General features: G+C 70.7%; 17 protein-coding genes. 3 read left to right on the top strand and 14 right to left on the bottom strand.

Annotation, left to right across the window (positions count from 1 at the left end):
• Both ACGFIV_RS26920 and ACGFIV_RS26915 read right to left on the bottom strand, forming a co-directional pair.
• The gene (locus ACGFIV_RS26920; RefSeq protein ID WP_392838074.1) at positions 1-393 is read right to left on the bottom strand and encodes a RidA family protein; all 393 of its coding nucleotides are present in this window, start codon (positions 391-393) and stop codon (positions 1-3) included.
• Between the two features lie 148 nt (positions 394-541).
• Entirely contained in the window at positions 542-1,138 is a 597-nt protein-coding gene (locus tag ACGFIV_RS26915; protein WP_358548470.1) for a sigma-70 family RNA polymerase sigma factor, read from the bottom strand.
• A 285-nt stretch (positions 1,139-1,423) separates the two neighbouring features.
• Here ACGFIV_RS26915 and ACGFIV_RS26910 point away from each other — a divergent pair, with 285 nt between their 5' ends.
• Complete coding sequence (locus ACGFIV_RS26910; RefSeq protein WP_392838073.1) at positions 1,424-2,497, top strand: PLP-dependent cysteine synthase family protein; 1,074 nt, start codon at positions 1,424-1,426, stop codon at positions 2,495-2,497.
• A 110-nt stretch (positions 2,498-2,607) separates the two neighbouring features.
• Here ACGFIV_RS26910 and ftsY read toward each other — a convergent pair whose 3' ends face one another.
• The 12 genes from ftsY to ACGFIV_RS26850 all read right to left on the bottom strand — a co-directional run bounded on the left by ftsY (position 2,608) and on the right by ACGFIV_RS26850 (position 16,684).
• Positions 2,608-3,723, bottom strand: a complete 1,116-nt coding sequence (gene ftsY, locus ACGFIV_RS26905) for a signal recognition particle-docking protein FtsY (RefSeq protein ID WP_392838111.1) — start codon at positions 3,721-3,723, stop codon at positions 2,608-2,610.
• A gap of 246 nt (positions 3,724-3,969) precedes the next feature.
• Positions 3,970-7,650, bottom strand: a complete 3,681-nt coding sequence (gene smc, locus ACGFIV_RS26900) for a chromosome segregation protein SMC (RefSeq protein WP_392838072.1) — start codon at positions 7,648-7,650, stop codon at positions 3,970-3,972.
• A 252-nt stretch (positions 7,651-7,902) separates the two neighbouring features.
• Entirely contained in the window at positions 7,903-8,097 is a 195-nt protein-coding gene (locus ACGFIV_RS26895) for a hypothetical protein (RefSeq protein ID WP_358555265.1), read from the bottom strand.
• Between the two features lie 189 nt (positions 8,098-8,286).
• Positions 8,287-8,562: an acylphosphatase gene (locus ACGFIV_RS26890; protein ID WP_358555262.1), complete on the bottom strand. Its 276-nt coding sequence runs from the start codon at positions 8,560-8,562 to the stop codon at positions 8,287-8,289.
• Between the two features lie 20 nt (positions 8,563-8,582).
• Positions 8,583-9,497 carry a bifunctional DNA-formamidopyrimidine glycosylase/DNA-(apurinic or apyrimidinic site) lyase gene (mutM, locus tag ACGFIV_RS26885; RefSeq protein WP_392838071.1) on the bottom strand — a complete coding sequence of 305 codons (915 nt, stop codon included), beginning with the start codon at positions 9,495-9,497 and terminating at the stop codon, positions 8,583-8,585.
• Between the two features lie 3 nt (positions 9,498-9,500).
• Positions 9,501-10,190, bottom strand: a complete 690-nt coding sequence (gene rnc, locus ACGFIV_RS26880; protein ID WP_392838110.1) for a ribonuclease III — start codon at positions 10,188-10,190, stop codon at positions 9,501-9,503.
• Between the two features lie 291 nt (positions 10,191-10,481).
• Entirely contained in the window at positions 10,482-10,661 is a 180-nt protein-coding gene (gene rpmF, locus ACGFIV_RS26875; RefSeq protein ID WP_189161846.1) for a 50S ribosomal protein L32, read from the bottom strand.
• Position 10,662: 1 nt separating this feature from the next.
• On the bottom strand, positions 10,663-11,235 hold the full coding sequence (locus ACGFIV_RS26870; protein ID WP_358555257.1) for a YceD family protein: 573 nt from the start codon (positions 11,233-11,235) through the stop codon (positions 10,663-10,665).
• A gap of 48 nt (positions 11,236-11,283) precedes the next feature.
• Positions 11,284-11,760, bottom strand: coding sequence for a pantetheine-phosphate adenylyltransferase (coaD, locus tag ACGFIV_RS26865; protein ID WP_358555254.1), 477 nt, complete (start codon positions 11,758-11,760; stop codon positions 11,284-11,286).
• Between the two features lie 3 nt (positions 11,761-11,763).
• Positions 11,764-12,345, bottom strand: coding sequence for a 16S rRNA (guanine(966)-N(2))-methyltransferase RsmD (gene rsmD, locus ACGFIV_RS26860; RefSeq protein ID WP_358555251.1), 582 nt, complete (start codon positions 12,343-12,345; stop codon positions 11,764-11,766).
• A 305-nt stretch (positions 12,346-12,650) separates the two neighbouring features.
• A complete protein-coding gene (gene recG / locus ACGFIV_RS26855; protein WP_392838070.1) occupies positions 12,651-14,834 on the bottom strand; it encodes an ATP-dependent DNA helicase RecG in 2,184 nt (727 codons plus the stop codon).
• A 113-nt stretch (positions 14,835-14,947) separates the two neighbouring features.
• On the bottom strand, positions 14,948-16,684 hold the full coding sequence (locus ACGFIV_RS26850; protein ID WP_392838069.1) for a DAK2 domain-containing protein: 1,737 nt from the start codon (positions 16,682-16,684) through the stop codon (positions 14,948-14,950).
• A 497-nt stretch (positions 16,685-17,181) separates the two neighbouring features.
• Here ACGFIV_RS26850 and rpmB point away from each other — a divergent pair, with 497 nt between their 5' ends.
• Entirely contained in the window at positions 17,182-17,367 is a 186-nt protein-coding gene (gene rpmB / locus ACGFIV_RS26845) for a 50S ribosomal protein L28 (protein ID WP_262848146.1), read from the top strand.
• A gap of 104 nt (positions 17,368-17,471) precedes the next feature.
• The gene (locus tag ACGFIV_RS26840) at positions 17,472-18,119 is read left to right on the top strand and encodes a hypothetical protein (RefSeq protein WP_358555242.1); all 648 of its coding nucleotides are present in this window, start codon (positions 17,472-17,474) and stop codon (positions 18,117-18,119) included.
• Positions 18,120-18,158 lie beyond the last annotated feature (39 nt).

Raw genomic sequence — 18,158 nt, 5'->3', positions numbered from 1 at the left:
TCAGGCTCCCGGGGCGCGGTGCGCCGTCACCTCGATCTCGATGCGCATACGGGGGTCCGACAGGCCGCACACCAGCATGGTGGCGGCGGGACGTACATCGCCGAGATACCGGTGCAGCACCGGCCAGCAGGGTTCGAAATCGGCTGGGTCAGGCAGCATGTAGCGCACCCGCACCACGTCCGCGAAGGAGCACCCCGCTTCTTCCAGCGCGGCCGCGATGTTGCTCAAGCACTGCTCGGCCTGCTCCACGATGTCGTCCGAGATCGTCATGGACCGGTAGTCGAACCCGGTGGTCCCGGACACGTGCACCCAGTCGCCGTCGACCACCGCGCGCGAGTAGCCGACCTCCTGCTCGAAGGTGGAACCGCTTGAGATCAATCTGCGTGTCGTCATGGCGAGCACCGTAGGCACTGGGCCAAGTGTACGTCTATATGAGATCGATCTCGGCCGCCCGTCTCCGGGCATGAGACCGTCCGTCTCGGTACATGAGAGAGGCCGGCACGGCGACGCCGTACCGGCCCTTGCCTTCAGTCGTGCGCTGTCAGGCCGCCTGGAACTGGGGGGACGGGCGCAGGGCGCCCTCCTCGTGGGCGTAGCCCTCCAGCATGGTCCTCAGCTGGCGGCGGCCACGGTGCAGACGGGACATGACGGTGCCGATGGGCGTGCCCATGCGCTCGGCGATCTCCTTGTACGCGAACCCCTCGATGTCGGCGAGGTACACCGCGACCTTGAAATCCTCCGGAAGCGACCGCAGGGCGTTCATCACAACGGTGTCGGGGAGTTGGTCCAGCGCTTCGGTCTCGGCGGACCTCAGGCCCGTCGACATGTGCGACTCTGCAGCCGCGAGCTGCCAGTCCTCGATGTCCTCGGCGGCCGACAGCTTCGGCGACCGCTGCTGCTTGCGGTAGTCGTTGATGAAGTTGTTGGTCAGAATGCGGTGCAGCCACGCCTTCAGGTTGGTACCGGGGCGGAACTGGTGGTAAGAGGTGTACGCCTTGGCCACCGTCTCCTGCACCAGGTCCTCCGCGTCAGCGGTGTTGCGGGTGAGGCGCATGGCAGACGCGTAGAGCTGGTTCGTCACGGGCATGACGTCGCGCTCGAACCATGCCTGCCGCTGCTGTTCGGTCATCGAGATCATCTCATCCCCCTCATGCCTGCCTGTCCCCCGTTACCCATCCGGCATGAACCCATGCAGGCTCGGTAACCGCTTTACTCCATCTGACGGCTGATCACATGCTTACGGTTCACCTATAAGGGTGACGTTAAGGGTATTAGCTGGTCAGGAGGGCCTTGAAGCGATTGGCCCGGGGTGGCCACTTCACACCCGAGGCCGGACAAGTCTCATTATAGTAACAGACAACACCCAAAAGATGAGAAAATGTGGTAAGGGTCACATAGATCGGGCACCCAGTAGCGTAGGGCCATGAAGTACGTGGACAGGCATGATCCGACAACGCGGTCGTGGGTCTCCGAGGCCATCCGCACCGTTGAGGCCGACGCCAACCGCAGCTGCGACACCCACCTGCACGTTTTCCCGCTCCCGCCGAGATGGGGCATCGAGCTCTACCTCAAGGACGAGTCGGTCCACCCGACAGGGTCGCTCAAGCACCGCCTGGCCCGTTCGCTGTTCCTGTACGGCCTCGCCAACGGCTGGATCGGCCCCTCCACGACCGTCATCGAGGCCTCCAGCGGCTCCACGGCGGTCAGCGAGGCGTACTTCTCGCGCATGCTCGGCCTGCCGTTCGTCGCGGTGATGCCCGCGTCCACGTCTCCGGAGAAGATCGCGCTCATCGAGTTCTACGGCGGCAAGTGCCGGCTGGTCGCGGACCCCCGAGCGATCTATGAGGAGTCCCGCCGCCTGGCCGAGGACACCGGCGGCCACTTCATGGACCAGTTCACCTACGCCGAACGGGCCACGGACTGGCGGGGCAACAACAACATCGCCGAGAGCATCTACCAGCAGATGTCCCTGGAGCGGCATCCGGAACCGGCGTGGATCGTCGTGGGCGCCGGCACGGGCGGCACGTCCGCCACGATCGGCCGCTACATCCGCTACCGCCGCCACCAGACGCGCCTCGCCGTGGTCGACCCGGACGGGTCGGCGTTCTACCCGTCGTGGATCGCGGGCGACGCCGGCGTGACCGGCCGCGGCTCCCGCATCGAGGGCATCGGCCGCCCGCGGGTGGAGCCCTCGTTCCTGCCCACGGTCATCGACCGCATGATCCAGGTGCCGGACGCCTCCTCGATCGCCGCCATGCGCTGGGTCCGCGAGGTCACCGGCCGCGACGTCGGCGGCTCGACGGGGACGAACGTGGCCGCGGCCGTCCAGCTCATCAGGGAGATGCGCGAGAACGGCGAGCGGGGCAGCGTGGTGACCCTGATCTGCGACGGCGGCGAGCGCTACCGCTGCACGTACGGCGACGACGGCTGGCTCGCCGAGCGGGGCATCGACATCGAACCCTCGCTCGGCGAGCTCCGCGCCTTCCTCACGCTCTGAACGTTCTGACCCACGTTCCGGCCCGGGCCCTCAAGGCTCGGGCGGCGGCGTCCACCCTGAAGGCGACGGCCAGGTCGTCCGGCCGCCGGCCCTCTGAGGGGCCTATCGGATCAGTCGCCGAGGATGGCGTCGATGAAGACCTCGGCGTCGAACGGGGCCAGGTCGTCGGGGCCCTCGCCGAGCCCCACGAGCTTGACCGGGACTCCCAGCTCGCGCTGGACCGAGATCACGATGCCGCCCTTGGCCGTGCCGTCGAGCTTGGTCAAGACGATGCCGGTGATGTTCACGGCCTCGGCGAACACCTGCGCCTGCCGCAGGCCGTTCTGACCCGTGGTCGCGTCGAGCACGAGCAGGACCTCGTCGACCGTGGCCTTCTTCTCGATTACCCGCTTGACCTTGCCCAGCTCGTCCATCAGGCCGGTCTTGGTGTGGAGGCGGCCGGCGGTGTCGACGATCACGGTGTCGACCTTGTCGTCGATGCCCTTGCTCACGGCGTCGAAGGCCACCGACGCCGGGTCGGCTCCCTCGTCCTTGCGCACCACCTCGGCGCCGACACGCCGCCCCCAGGTCTGGAGCTGGTCGGCGGCGGCGGCACGGAAGGTGTCGGCCGCGCCCAGGAGCACCTTGCGGCCGTCGCCGATGAGCGCGCGGGCGAGCTTGCCGGTGGTCGTGGTCTTGCCGGTGCCGTTGACTCCCACCACGAGCACGACGGCGGGCCGCTCGCCGTGGGGCGCGGTGTGCAGCGTGCGGTCCATGTCGGCGCCGATCTGGGCGAGCAGTTGCTCGCGGAGCAGCGCCCGCACCTCGCCGTCGCTGCGGGAGCCGAGCACCTTGACCTTGGTGCGCAGCTCCTCGACCATCGCCCGGGTGGGCGCGACGCCCACGTCGGCGGTGATCAGCATGTCCTCGATCTCGTCCCAGGCGTCGTCGTCCAGGCGGTCACGGGACAGGAGCTCCAGCAGCCCCTTGCCGAGCGCGCTCTGGGAACGGGCCAGCCGGGCGCGCAGCCGTACCATGCGGCCGGCCGAGGGCGGCGGGATCTCGATCGCCGGCGGCGCGGGGGCGACCGGCTCGACCGGCTTGGCGGGCGGGGGGACGGTGGTCGTGGCGGCGTCGTCCTCGACGACGCCGGTGGCCGGGGCCTGTTCCCGCTCGGGGAGGGTCGGCGCCTCCGGCGGCCTGACCGGTGGAGCGTGCCTCTCCTTGGGCCGGAAGAGCAGGAACATGCCACCCGCCGCGAGCAGCGCGACGAGGAGGACGATCACGATGATGCCGAGGTACCCATCCACAAGATGTCAGTTTTCCAGACAACCGGCCGTGCTCACGCCCGGGCTCGCCCACGACGCGCCGATATACCGATATTTACTGATTTACCCACCTGGCCGAAAGCCCACGATCCGGTGTCGCGCCGTCCGGCCGTCCGGCGTCACGCGGCCCGCCGCCCCACGGGCCGCCCGTCCCACGGGCCGGCGTCAGGCGGTCTCGCGTTCGCGGAGGCGCTGGCTGACCACCTGGGTGACGCCGTCGCCGCGCATGCTCACGCCGTACAGCGCGTCGGCGATCTCCATCGTGCGCTTCTGGTGTGTGATCACGATGAGCTGCGAGCTCTGCCTCAGCTCCTCGAACAGGGTGAGCAGCCGCTGGGTGTTGGTGTCGTCGAGCGCGGCCTCGACCTCGTCCATGACGTAGAACGGGGACGGGCGCGCCTTGAAGATCGAGATGAGGAACGCCACGGCGGTCAGCGACCGCTCGCCGCCCGACAGCAGTGACAGGCGCTTGACCTTCTTGCCGGGCGGCCTCGCCTCGACGTCGACACCCGTGGTGAGCATGTCGGAGGGGTCGGTCAGCAGCAGGCGCCCGTCGCCTCCGGGGAAGACCCGACCGAAGATCGCCTCGAACTCGCGCGCGACGTCCTCGTAGGCGGCGGTGAAGACCTGCTCCACCCGCTCGTCGACCTCCTTGACGACCGTCAGCAGGTCGCGCCGGGTCCTGCGCAGGTCCTCCAGCTGGGAATTGAGGAAGGTGTGCCGCTCCTCCAGCGCGGCGAACTCCTCCAGCGCCAGCGGGTTGACCTTGCCGAGCTGGGTCATCTGCCTCTCGGCGGTCCTCGCGCGCTTCTCCTGCTCCTCGCGGACGTAGGGCGCCATCTCGCCGCCGGCGAGCGGAACGGGCTGCTCGGGGCCGTACTCGGAGATCAGGGCGTCCATCTCGACGCCGTACTCCTCCATCGCCCGGGTCTCCATCTGCTCCAGGCGCAGCCGCTGCTCGGTGCGGGCCACCTCGTTGCCGTGCACGCGGTTGACCAGTTTGTCGAGCTCGCCCGACAGCTCGCGGACGCGCACACGCACGGCCTTGAGCTCGGCGTCGATCTCGCCGCGCGCTCGCTCGGCCTCGTCGCGCTCGTCGGCGGCCAGCGCCAGGGACGCCTCCAGCACCCCGAGCGCGCGACCCGCGCCGTGGACGACCACCTCGGCCACCTGGGCCTGGGCGCGCCGCCGCTCCCGCAGGGCCGCGGCCCCCGCCCGCTCCTCACGCTCGCGCCTGGCCGCCCGCGTGAGCTGGTCGGCGCGGCCCGCGATGCCCTTGACCCGCTCCTCCGCCGTGCGGACCGAAAGGCGGGCCTCCATCTCGGCCTGCCGGGTGACCGAGCAGGCACTGGCCAGCTCGTCGCGCGTCTCGGTGGTCGGCTCGGCGGAAAGCTCGTCGGCGTACTCGGCCTCGGCCAGGCGCTCTTCCAGCTCGACCACGCCGGCGAGGTCGCGGTCGCGCGCCTCCTCGGCCGCCACGACGTTCTTCGCCAGCCGGTCGCACTCGTCACGGGCGGCCTTCGCCGCCGCGTCGAGCTGCGCCAGCCTCCTGGCCGCGACGGCCACCCGCTGGTCGGCCTCGCGCTGCCTGCCGCGTACGCGATCGAGCACGCCCTGGGCGGTGTTCACCCCGGCCTGGGCGGTGTTGACGCCGGTCTGCGCCTGGCCCGCCCATGCCTGGGCGGCCTCCACGGCCTGCTGGGCGGCGCGCTCGGCATCGGCCGCCTCCGTCAGCGCGACGGCCGTACGATCGGCGGTGCCGCGCGCCTCGGACAGATCGGCGACCGCCTGGTCGAGAGCGGTGCGCACCTGGAGCACCGAGGTGCCGCCGCCGGACCCGCCGGTCGCGAAGTACGCGCCGACCAGGTCGCCCGACCAGGTGACGGCCCGCAGGTCGGGACGCTCCTCCACGAGCTTCCTGGCGATCGAGACGTCGTCCACCACGACGACGCCGGACAGCAGGGTCGCAACGGCGGGACGGAACGCGTCGGAGACCACCACGAGGTCGCCCGCCCACGGGTGACCGTCGACCGCCGCGGGCCTCGCGACGGCGGCGTCGGAGGCGATGACCAGCCCGGCCCTGCCCGCCTCCTCGGCCCTGAGCAGCTCGACCGCGTCGACGACGGTGGACAGCGACTCCACGGCGACCGCCTCCGCGGCGGCGCCGAGCACGGCCGCGACGGCCACCTCGGCCCCCGCCTGGACGGTCATCATCGTGGCGAGCGGCCCCAGCACTCCGGACAGACCCGCCGCCATGAGGGTCGCGCCGCCGTCGGCACCCTGGGAGAGACCCATCTCCAGGGCGTCGCGGCGGGCCTCCAGCGCGGCGACCGCCCGCTGTGCCTCCTGGTCGGCGGCCCGTGCCGTGCTCATGGCCGAGCGCGCCTCGGCGAAGGCCCTCCTCGGGCCCTCCACGGAGGCCTTGGCCTCCTCGACGGCGGCTCTGGCCTCCTCGACCGCGGCCTTGGCCTCGGCCACGCCTTCCTCGGCCCGCGCCAGCTCCTCGGCGAGGACCGGGTCGGCGGCGGGCTCGCTGAGCTCCTGGGCGTCGTGCTCCTCCTGTGCCCGCTCGCTGCGCTGCCGCGCCTCCGAGAGGGCCTTGGCGAGGCGCCCGATCTCCTCCTCCGCGGCCCTGGCCCGGCCGCGCACGGCGGCCACCTCGCCCCGCAGCCTGGCGAGGCCCTCGCGCCGGTCGGCCGCCTGCCTGGCCGCCGCGGCCAGGCGCCGCTCCTCGGCGGCGAGCGCGCTCTCGGCCTCGGTGCGCCGCCAGACGGCCTGCTCCAGGATCTCCTCGGTCTGCTCCAGCTCGACCTTGAGCGCCTCCTCGCGCCCGGCCACCTCGGCGGCCTCGCGCTCGTAGTCCTCGGGGTCGCGCCCGCGTCGCTCGATGGAGGCCGCCTCGATGGCGTGGCGGTGCCGCTCGGTGGCCAGGGTCTCGACGCTGTGCAGCCGCTCCTTGAGGGCCGCAAGGCGGTAGAAGGTCTCCTGGGCGGTGGCCAGGCGGGGCTGGGCGGCGCCCTCGGCCGCCTCCAGCTCGGTCTCGCGGGCCTGTCCCTGCTCCAGATCGGCCTCGACCTGGGCGCGCCTGGCGCGCACCGTGGCCTCGTCGGCCGCCTCGCGGTCGAGGTGGGTGCGCAGCCGTACGACGTCGTCGGCGAGCAGACGCAGGCGGGCGTCGCGCAGGTCGGCCTGGATCACGGCCGCCTTCCTGGCGATCTCGGCCTGGCGGCCCAGCGGCTTGAGCTGGCGGCGCAGCTCGTTGGCGAGGTCCTGCACACGGGTGAGGTTGGCCTGCATGGCGTCGAGCTTCCGCAGCGCCTTCTCCTTGCGCTTGCGGTGCTTCAGGACGCCCGCGGCCTCCTCGATGAAGGCCCTGCGCTCCTCGGGGCCGGCGTGGAGCACGGTGTCGAGCTGGCCCTGGCCCACGATCACGTGCATCTCGCGGCCGATGCCGGAGTCGGACAGCAGCTCCTGGATGTCGAGGAGCCGGCAGGTGTCGCCGTTGATGGCGTACTCGCTCTGCCCCGACCGGAACATCAGCCGGCTGATCGTGACCTCGGTGTAGTCGATGGGCAGCGCGCCATCGCTGTTGTCGATCGTCAGCGTCACCTCGGCGCGGCCCAGGGGCGGGCGCGAGGACGTGCCGGCGAAGATGACGTCCTCCATCTTGCCGCCGCGCAGGGACTTCGCGCTGTGCTCGCCCATGACCCAGGCGAGCGCGTCGACCACGTTGGACTTCCCCGAGCCGTTCGGGCCAACCACGCAGGTGATGCCGGGCTCGAAGCGGAGCGCCGTGGCCGAGGCGAAGGACTTGAAGCCGCGCAGCGTGAGGTTCTTGAGATACACGCGCGCCGACCTCCCCATCCGCTGCGAGATCGCCCGCAGACCACTGGGACGATCCCTGCGGGGCACACTACCGGCTCAGGGACCGTTCGAGTGTCGCTTGCGGCGATGCTCAGGCAGGGGAAGACGCTTCATCCCGGCTCGATGCTTCGCAACCGCCTCGGCGGGGAACGATTGGGCAAAGAAAAGCCGGGTAAATGACAAGGGACGCCTTTGCGGGGCGTCCCTGACAGTGTGTTGCCGTACCGGAACCTCTCAGGTGAGGGCCGGCTCGCGATCTTGCAGACTTGCGAACGCCTCATCGCGCGACTGCGCGGCGAGAGCGTCGTTCTGGGCCTGGAGCCTTGTGAGCTCTGCCTCCAGATCCCGGATTCGCTGCTGGAGACGGCGCATTTCCGAGACCATTCGAGGGTCAAGACCGCCGACGTGGCCGAGTAGAGCCTTCGCCATGGTTAAGGGTCCTCCACGCTGAGTGACCAAACTGGTTCGCGCACTTCATGCCGCGGGAGGGGTGCGCGTGTTTCCTATCAAGAGTCGCACCGGCAATGGAGGCGGTCAAGTTGAACGCTCCCCATGAATGCACCAATGGGCACTCCCGACATGTAAATGTACCCTATTTAGGGGGTTTAAGGGAAGCGCCTACCGCTCCACAAATCCACCAAAACCACCGCGAACCGGCGACCAGCGCTCCACCACTGCATCTACCCGCCCCGGAGCGTCACCACCCCTGAGCAGGGCAAGGAGCTTCTCGCAGGCCTCGCGGGGCCCCTCGGCGACCACCTCGACCCGGCCGTCGGCGAGATTCGACGCCGATCCGACCAGACCGAGCTCCAGCGCACGAGACCGCGTCCACCAGCGGAAACCCACTCCCTGGACCCGGCCGCGCACCCAGGCGTTGAGACGAATGTCACTCATACCCGCATCATGCGCCTCTGTCATGCCCGGATCCGGGGTTGACAGCGGGGGCAGCTGTACGAAGACCTGTTCATGAACGCCTCCCGCAGAACGGGCCCGCCGCAACGGGCACAGGGCTCGCCCTGCCTGCCGTACACGTTGAGTGACCGATCGAAGTAGCCACTCTCACCGTTGACGTTGACGTAGAGGCTGTCGAAGGACGTGCCGCCCTGGCCGAGCGCCTCGCCCATCACCGCCCGCACCGCCGCCAGCAACTCGTCGATCTTCCGCCTGCTGAGGGCCCGGGTCGGCGTCCCTCCGTGCAGCCGGGCCCGCCACAGCGCCTCGTCGGCATAGATGTTGCCGACACCGCTGATCAGCGACTGGTCGAGGAGCGCCCGCTTGATCTCGGTCTGCCTCGCGCTCAGCCGCGTCGCGAACACGTCGTCGTCGAACGCCTCTTCGAGGGGATCGGCCGCGATGTGCACGATGGGCTCCGGCACGGGGCGTCCGAGGGTCACCAGCGAGGCGATCAGCAGGTGGCCGAAGGTGCGCTGGTCGACGAACCGCAGCTCCGGGCCGCCGTCGTCGAAGCCGAGCCGCACCCGCAGGTGCTTCTCGACCGGAGAGCCGGGCTCGACGACCAGCAACTGGCCACTCATCCCCAGATGGGCGAGCAGGGCGTCGGATGCCCCGGCCGGGGCATCTTCCCCGGAGCCACCCGAAGGGCCCTCTGAGGCGCTCTCGGCGTCGCCGAGGGGCATCCACAGGTACTTACCCCGGCGCTCGGCGGAGACCAGCGTGCGGCCCGCCAGCCTTCCGGCGAACTCGGCGGCCCCGGGCACGTGCCTGCGGATCGCGCGGGGATGCAGGACCTCGGCGTGGGTGATGGTGCGGCCGGCCACCCAGCGCGAGAGCCCTCGCCGGACGACCTCGACCTCGGGCAACTCTGGCATGGGCTAGGTGGTCGCCTTCTCCAGCTTTTCCTGGGCGTCGCTGCGGGCGCGGATGGCGGTCCACGCGGCCTCGGCGGCCTGCTGCTCGGCCTCCTTCTTGCTGCGGCCGGCGCCCGAGCCGAACTCCTGCCCGCCGACCCTGACGACCGCGGTGAACGACTTGGCGTGGTCGGGCCCGCTCTCGTCGACGTGGTACTCGGGAACGCCGAGCATCTCGGAGGCGGTGAGCTCCTGCAGCGAGGTCTTCCAGTCGAGGCCGGCGCCGAGCGAGGCGGAACGCTTGATCAGCGGGTCGAAGAGCAGGTGGACCACGCGGAACGCCTCGTCGAGCCCCTTGTCGACGTAGACGGCGCCGATCAGCGCCTCCAGGGTGTCGGCGAGGATGGAGGACTTGTCACGGCCCCCCGTGCCCTCCTCGCCCCTGCCGAGCCGGGTGAAGCGGCCGAGGTCGAGGGCGCGGGCGACGTCGGCGAGCGCGCGCATGTTGACCACCGCGGCCCGCAGCTTGGCCAGTTGGCCCTCGGGCAGGTCGGGGTGGCCGCGGAACAGGGTGTCGGTGACCACGAGACCCAGCACCGAGTCGCCCAGGAACTCCAGGCGCTCGTTGGTGGGCAGGCCACCGTTCTCGTAGGCGTACGAGCGGTGCGTCAGCGCACGCTCCAGGAGCGCGTCGTCCAGACGGACGGCGAGCACTCGCTCAAGCTCATCTCTGGCGACCTCTACGGCGATCGGCTTTCCACCTGCGGCCACGTCTCCTCCTCGGACGGGAATCTCCGGCCGTCACGTAGCACGTCACGACCATGGTCGCGATGGCGGATGGAACGCGGGAAATGCCCGAAAACGTGGTGGACGCCGGGAGATTGCGGCAACCCCGGCGCCCACCACGGTCGCGGGCGAACCGCCACCGCACGCCTTGGAACGGTGGACGGTCGTCCCGGCCGGATGCGAGGCATCCGGCCGGCTCACCGGCCACCGCAGGCGTGATCAGGCCGACGGCTCGATGACCTGTCGGCGGTTGTAGGTGCCGCAGGTCGGGCATGCCACGTGCGGCAGCTTCGGCGACCGGCACTGGTTACAGCTCACGAGCGCGGGCGCGGCGGTCTTCCACTGCGCGCGGCGGGAGCGGGTGTTGCTCCGCGACATCTTCCGCTTGGGGACGGCCACGTCAACCCTCCGGGTCATTGTTGTTATCGGATTTCAGGCCCTGCAACGCCGCCCAGCGGGCGTCGATCTTCTCGTGCCGGTGGTCCGGGCCGGCTTCCGCCAGTTTGGCCCCACACTCCACGCACAGCCCGGGGCAGTCTTCACTGCAGACCGGGCTCAACGGCAGTGCGAGCACCACCGCGTCGCGGAATGTCGGCTCGAGATCGAGAAGTTCACCGTCGAGGAGTGAGTCGTCCTCGGCGGCGTCTTCCGCCGAGTAGAAGAAGAGCTCCTGGAAGCCGACCTCGATCTCCGAGGTCAACGGATCCAGGCAACGCGAGCACTCTCCGCTGAGGGGAGCCTTCGCCGTGCCCGTGACGAGCACGCCTTCCATCACTGCCTCGAGCCGCATGTCCAGCTCGATTTCGGCGTCCTTGGGAACGCCGATCATGCCGACGGAGAGATTCACCGGAGCCGGGAGAGAGCGGGTGATCTCGCGCATAGAACCCGGTCGCCGCCCCAGATCGTGGGTGGAAATCACCCAGGGGGCACGGGGGTCGAGGCTATGCAGCGTCTTCCTGCTCTCTTGAGGCATGGCGAATCACCGCCGTCGTACAAGGCCGATGAGAAAGAATACCAGGACTTAGCCGCGCAGCCGCTCGACGAGCATCTGGTGCACGAGATCGGGCACGAGTCCGGACACGTCTCCACCGTACCGCGCGATCTCCTTCAGCCTGCTCGACGACAGGAAGGAGTACTCCGGGTTGGTCGACATGAACAGCGTCTCCACGCCCGACATCCGGTAGTTGAGCTGGGCCATCTGCAGCTCGTAGTCGAAGTCGCTGACCGCGCGCAGACCCTTGACGATGGTCGGGATGCCCTGCTGCTTGCAGAAGTCGACGAGCAGCCCGTGAAACTTCTCCACGCGCACGTTGCCGTACTCCCGCGTCACCGCTTCGAGCGTCGCGATGCGCTCGTCCACGGTGAACAGGCTCTTCTTCTCCACGTTGATCAGAACGGCGACGACCACCTCGTCATACAGGCGCGACGTCCGGCCGATGATGTCGAGGTGACCGTTGGTGACGGGGTCGAAGGACCCCGGGCAGACGACACGACGCAAGGCTTACCCCCAGCTTGACTGGTTCCCGGCGGCGCGACCGTACCAAACAGACGCTTCGCCATAGCGACGGACCCTCTCCTCTTCGAATCCCGAGGGCCAGACCAGGTCCTTCCCCCGTGACTCGCGCTCCACCGCGACCAGGGCGTCCTCGGCGAGCCAGCCGTTGTCGCGCAGCCCTTCGAGCACCTGGCGGACCACCTGGTCGCCGACGGCGTAGGGAGGGTCGGCGAACACGAAGTCGTACGGCTCGGAGCACGCGCCGGCGACCACCCGCTCGACCCTGTCGCCCACGACGACGGCCCCCGGCAGCCCGAGCTCTGAGATGTTCGCCTTGATCGTGCGCGCGGCCTTCGCGTCGGACTCCACCAGCAGCGCGTGCGCGGCCCCCCGCGAGAGCGCCTCCAGGCCCACCGCGCCCGACCCTGCGTACAGATCGAGCACCCTGGCGCCGTCGAGCGGCCCAAGGAGGGAGCCGACGGAGGAGAACAGGCCCTCCCTGGCGCGGTCGCTCGTCGGCCGCGTGGCACGCCCCGGAGGGACGGCGATGCGCCGCCCGCCGGCGGTTCCTGCGATGACTCGGGTCACCCGTCCATTCTCGCGGTTCGGCGCGACTTCCGAAGCCGCAAGGTCAAGAGTGGCCAAGTGTCGGCGACGAATGCGCAAGGGTCGTTCCCCACCGCCGCCCGAACCCACATGATGAGTTCTGCGGCCTTCATGGTGACCCAGGGGAAGGCCGACCGGCGTGATCGTGAGCCCTTCCGCGCGCCGGTGCCCTCGGCACCTGACCCGAGGGTGGGCCCAGCCAGGGACGGCATTCGGGGGGAGGCCGTCCCAAGGCTGGGCCCTGGGTCATTCTCATGACCCAGGGCAGCCCCCCATCACCAGGCGGATCAGGCCTTTTCCAGGTATTCGGCGCGGTCGTCGCCGAGCAGCCTGTCGATCTCGGCCTTGAGCGCGGGATGCTCCTTGAGCTCCGGATCACCTGCCAGCAGGCTCGCCGCCTCCTCGCGCGCGTGCCTGATGACATCCTCGTCGCGGAGCAGCCTCAGCATCTTGAGCGACGACCTGCGCCCGGACTGCGCCGCGCCCAGCACGTCGCCCTCGCGCCGCTGCTCAAGGTCGACCCTGGACAGCTCGAAGCCGTCGAGGGTGGCGGCCACGGCGTCGAGCCGGTCGCGTGCCGGCGTGCCCGCCGGGAAGTCGGTGACGAGCAGGCAGAGGCCGGGCAGCCCGCCACGGCCCACCCGCCCGCGAAGCTGGTGGAGCTGGGAGACGCCGAAGCGGTCGGCATCCATGATCACCATGACCGAGGCGTTGGGGACGTCCACCCCGACCTCGATCACGGTGGTCGCGACGAGCACGTCCAGCTCGCCCCGCGTGAAGGCGCGCATCACGCCGTCCTTCTCGTCGGGGGGAAGGCGTCCGTGCAGCGCCTCGACGCGCAGGCCGTGCAGGGGCCCGTCGGCGAGCATCGGGGCGACCTCCAGCACGGCCAGAGGCGGGCGCCGCTCCTCATCGGAGTCAGGCGCCGCGTCGCTCAGGTCGCCCTCGTCGCCCTCCAGGTCGCCGATGCGGGGACAGACGATGTACGCCTGACGGCCGAGGCCGACCTCCTCGCGGATGCGCTCCCAGGTGCGCTCCAGGAAGTGGGGCTTGTCGGAGGCGGGCACCACGTGGGTCGTGATCGGCGCCCGGCCCGCGGGAAGCTGGGTCAGGGTGGAGACCTCCAGGTCGCCGAAGACCGTCATGGCGACCGTGCGCGGGATCGGGGTGGCGGTCATGACCAGGACGTGGGGACGGCCGCCGCCCGCCTTCTCGCGCAGCGCGTCGCGCTGCTCGACGCCGAAGCGGTGCTGCTCGTCGACGACGACGAGCCCGAGGTCGGCGAACTGGACGTGCTCCTGGAGGAGGGCGTGGGTGCCCACGACGATGCCGGCCGCACCGGACGCGGCGTCGAGCAGCGCCGCGCGCCGGCCCGCCGCCCCCATCGAGCCGGTCAGCAGGGTCACCGCCGTGCCGCCGAACATGCCGCCCGTGCCGAGGTCGCCGAGCATTCGGGTGATCGACCTGTGGTGCTGCTGCGCCAGGACCTCGGTGGGGGCCAGCAGAGCCGCCTGGCCGCCGGCGTCCACGACCTGGAGCATCGCCCGCAGCGCCACCACGGTCTTGCCCGCGCCGACCTCGCCCTGCAGGAGCCGGTGCATGGGGTGGGCGCGTGCCAGCTCGGCCGCGACCTCCTCGCCCACCTCGACCTGGCCCTCGGTGAGCTGGAACGGGAGCCGGCCGTCGAAGTCGGTGAGCAGCCCGTCGTCACGGCGGGGCCGGGGCGTGGCGGGCCACGCGGCGGCGGCCTGGCGCCGCTGGGCCAGCACGGCCTGGAGGACGAACGCCTCGTCGAACCTCAGCCGCTTGCGCGCCCGGGAGATGTCGCCCTGGTCGCGCGGCCGGTGGACGGCCTCCAGCGCATCGGCCAGGCCGGGAAGCCTGTGGCGCGACCGCAGCTCCTCGGGGAGCGGGTCGGGCAGCGGGCCCAGCGTGTCGAGCACGATGCCGATCGCCCTGCGGATCACCCACGACGAGATGCCGCCGGCCGCCGGGTAGATGGGGACCGGGGCGGCGGCGTACTCGGCCGCCGAGGATTCGCTCTCCTCGAAGAGCTCGAACTCGGGATGGTTGAGCTGCCACTTGGCCCGCTCGCCGCGCCCGAACCGCCCGACCTTGCCGGAGAACATCGCGCGCGTGCCGGCCTTCAGGCGGCTCTCGATCACGTGGGAGACCTTGCCGAAGAACGACAGGTAGATCGCGTTGCGCCTGGCGTCGACGACCTCGACCTCAAGCCATGTGCCCGAGCGGTTTCGCATGGGCTTGCGCATCAGGCGTGAGACCTCGCCCACCACCGTCACGTGCTCGTCGACCTCAAGGGCGTCGAGGGCGGTCAGCTCGCCCCGCTCGGCGTACCGCCGGGGGTAGTGGCGCAGCAGCTCGCCGACCGTGGTGATGTTGAGCGAGCTCTCCAGCGGCTTGGCCGTCTTGGGGTCAAGCGCCTTGATGAGCGGCTCGTCGAAACGCGTCACGTCACCAAGTTCTACCGCTCCCGGCCGACAAGAACACCATGCTCACCGTCCACGCAAGCACGGATGCTCCGTGTCCCGGCCCCGGGCGGCGGGCGCATTCGACGCGGACCGGGTCATTCGATGCCGATCAGGAGGGGATAGCCGCCCTGCCCGCCCTCGTAGGTGACGACCTCGATGTCCGGGCGCACCGCGTCGAGGTGCTCCCGTACGGCCGGCGCCAGCCGCGCGCCGGCGGTGGACCCCACGATCAGGGTCGCGAGCTCGCTGCTGACCGAGAGCATGCGGGAGGCGACCTCCACGGCGACGTCCTCCACAGCGACGCCCTCCGCGGCCGTGCCGATGAGGGCGACGTCCCCGTCGATGACACCGAGCACGTCACCCGGGCGGCACATCCCCGCGCTGGTCATGGCCTCGCGGTCGGCCACCCAGACGTGGCCGTGGCGGGTGTGGCCCGCGGTGTCGGTCATCGCCACCACGTCGTCGTCGAAGCGGCGCAGCGGGTCGTGCACGGCCAGTGCGGCGAGGCCCTGCACGGTCGCCTTGGTGGGCAGCACGCTGACGACGACGCCCTCCTCGCGGGCGATCTCGGCGGCGGCCACCGCCACCGCGTTGACCCCGGTGTCGTTGGGCAGCACCACGACCTCGGTCCCCGCCTCCCTGATCGCGGCGAGCACGGCCGCCAGCGAGGGGCTCGATCCGGGCTCACGGCGCACCACCACGGCCCCGGCCTCCTGGAACAGCCTCGCGATGCCGTCGCCGGCCGCCACGGCGACCACGCCGCGCCCGTTCCCGGCGCGATGGGTGCGGGCGGGCGCCTCCAGGTAGACGACCTTGATCCGGTACGGCCGTCCGGCGCGCATCCCGGCCTCGATCGCGGCCCCCGCGTCGTCCACATGGACGTGGACGTTCCACAGGCCGTCTCCCCCGACCACCACCAGGGAGTCGCCGAGGCCGTCGAGCTCGTGGCGCAACCCGGCCACGGCGTCCTCACCGGCCGCGAGGAGGTACATCACCTCGTATCCGGGGCTCTGCGACGCCTCCGGCTCCAATCGCTCGGTGGGCGCGGGCACGTCGTACCGATCGACGTAGGAGTCGGTGATCACGGCCGCGAGGCTCTCGACGATGACCGTGAGCCCGGCCGCGCCCGCGTCCACGACGCCGCTCCGCGCGAGCACGTCGAGCTGGCCCGTGGTGCGGCCGAGCGCCCCGCGGGCGGCCACCGCCGCCTTTCTGGCGACCTCGGCCAGCTCGTCGGACGCGTCCTGCACGGCTCCCGCCACCGCGCTTAGCACGGTGAGGACGGTGCCCTCCACGGGCCTCGCCACGGCCTCGCGTGCCATCTCTGCCGCCCTTGTCAGCCCTTCTCGCAGGTCACGGCCGCCGCCCTTGGTGTGCTTGAGCACCTCGGCCATGCCGCGCAGCGCCTGGCTGACGATGACTCCGGAGTTGCCCCGGGCGCCGAGCAGTGCCCCCTGGGCGAGAGTGCGCCACGTGCTCTCGGAGTCGGCGTCCTGCGGCAGCCCGTCGAGCGCCTCGGCGGCCGACAGCATGGTCAGGTGGAGGTTGGTCCCGGTGTCGCCGTCGGGGACCGGGAAGACGTTGAGCGCGTCGATCTCCGTACGGGCGCGGCCGAGGACGTCGGCACACAGCCGTGACCACCGGCGCACGGCCTGGGGATCGAGAACCTGGAGCGACTCGCGCACGCCCTGACCGGCAGCGGCGGGCTCCGGGGAATCCAGTGCCCGGGACGACCCATGGACACGCCCACCGGCGTCGGCGGGCTCCGGAGGATCGAGGATCTGGAGCGACTCCTGGACGCGCTCACCCGGATCGGCGGGCTCCGAAGGCATGCGGCTCCTTCCTCCTGCGCGGGCGCGTTTCCGCGCTCGTTCGCGCGTGTGTCGCGGGCGCCTTCCCGTGCGCGTCCGTACGTACGAGTCTCCTGCGCGGATGCCTTCCGCGCTCCCTTGTGAGTACATGAGATCACCGGGGATGTTCAAGATCTTCCGGCACGGTCATGTGAGCACACGGATGCCTCGCGTGGCTCCGAGGTGTACGGGGTCCGGTTCTTCTCGTCCGGGATCGTCTTCTCGTCCGGGATCGTCTTCTCGTCCGGGATCGTCTTCTCGTCCGGGATCTCGCCGGGTTCGCACGTGCGCGAACGCGGGGTCTCCGGTAATGCGCTACGGTTGGCGTTACGAGATTATCTCCGTTCGCCGGTTCCCCCATTTGGCGTGCACCGCGCAACATCGGATACCCTCGTGTGGCCAGCCGGTTGTCCCGGCATGCCCGACCACCGCTTCTACCTCGGTTTCGGGCCTATTGACTGATCTAAGGAGCGATGACCGTGGCTTCCGTCTGCGACGTTTGCGGCAAGGGGCCGACTTTCGGCAACAACATCTCGCACTCGCACCGCCGCACCCGCCGCCGCTGGAACCCGAACATCCAGCGTGTGCGCGCCATGGTGGGCAGCACGCCGAAGCGGCTGAACGTGTGCACCTCCTGCATCAAGGCGGGTAAGGTCACCCGCTGACCCGAGCTTCCAGAAAGCCCGTCACCCACCAAGGGCGACGGGCTTTCTGCGTCGCGGGTGTGGTCTGGGGGCGTGGCGCGAGGCTCGCTGGGTAGCTTGTTCTCGTGCTGAATCCGCCCGTACGACTGAGCGTGAACGCCTCCACCGGCCAGAAGGTCACGGTCTCGGTCATCGCGCTTCTCTTCCTGGCCGTGCTCGGCGCCATCGCCGGGGTCGCCACCCTCGTCCTCGGGGGTCCCACGCCAGGTTTCCCGTCCAGCGGGTCCATGGATTCGCCGTTCGACGACTTCCCCGGCACCGGGGTCAAGGTGCTCTTCGGAGTGATCGCCGTGCTGATGGTGGGGTTCGTCGCCACCATGGTGCTCGGCACGTACAGGCGGCGGGCGGTCCTCAGCGGCACCGTGCTGGAGGTACGCGGCCTGCTCGGCACCCGGGAGGCCGACCTGGCCACGGCGCGCGTGTGGATCGACTCAGAGCCGGAGTACGTCAGGAACCCCCATGGCGAGGGCACGATCCCCACGGGGCGCCGCGTGCCCCATCTGGTGGCAGAGGACCCGGGCGACGGGCGGAGGATCCGGCTCCGCCTCCACAGCATGGCCCGCACCCTGCTGCCGCCCCACGAGCTGAACGCCCTGGCCAACGCCGTCGAGTCGGGCACCCGCGCCGGGTCCGACGTGGACGCCTCCCAGGCCGCCGACACCGCGGTCCTCCTGCGCCGCCTCGCCGACGACCCCATAGCCCGCCTGCTCTGACCGCCCCCGTCCGCACAGCGGACCGCCCCGGCCGCCGTG

The organism is Sphaerisporangium sp. NPDC049003, assembly GCF_043197795.1.
GTDB lineage: Bacteria > Actinomycetota > Actinomycetes > Streptosporangiales > Streptosporangiaceae > Sphaerisporangium.
Note: the sequence above shows the minus strand (reverse complement) of the source record. Positions and strands in the feature narration are given on the sequence as shown.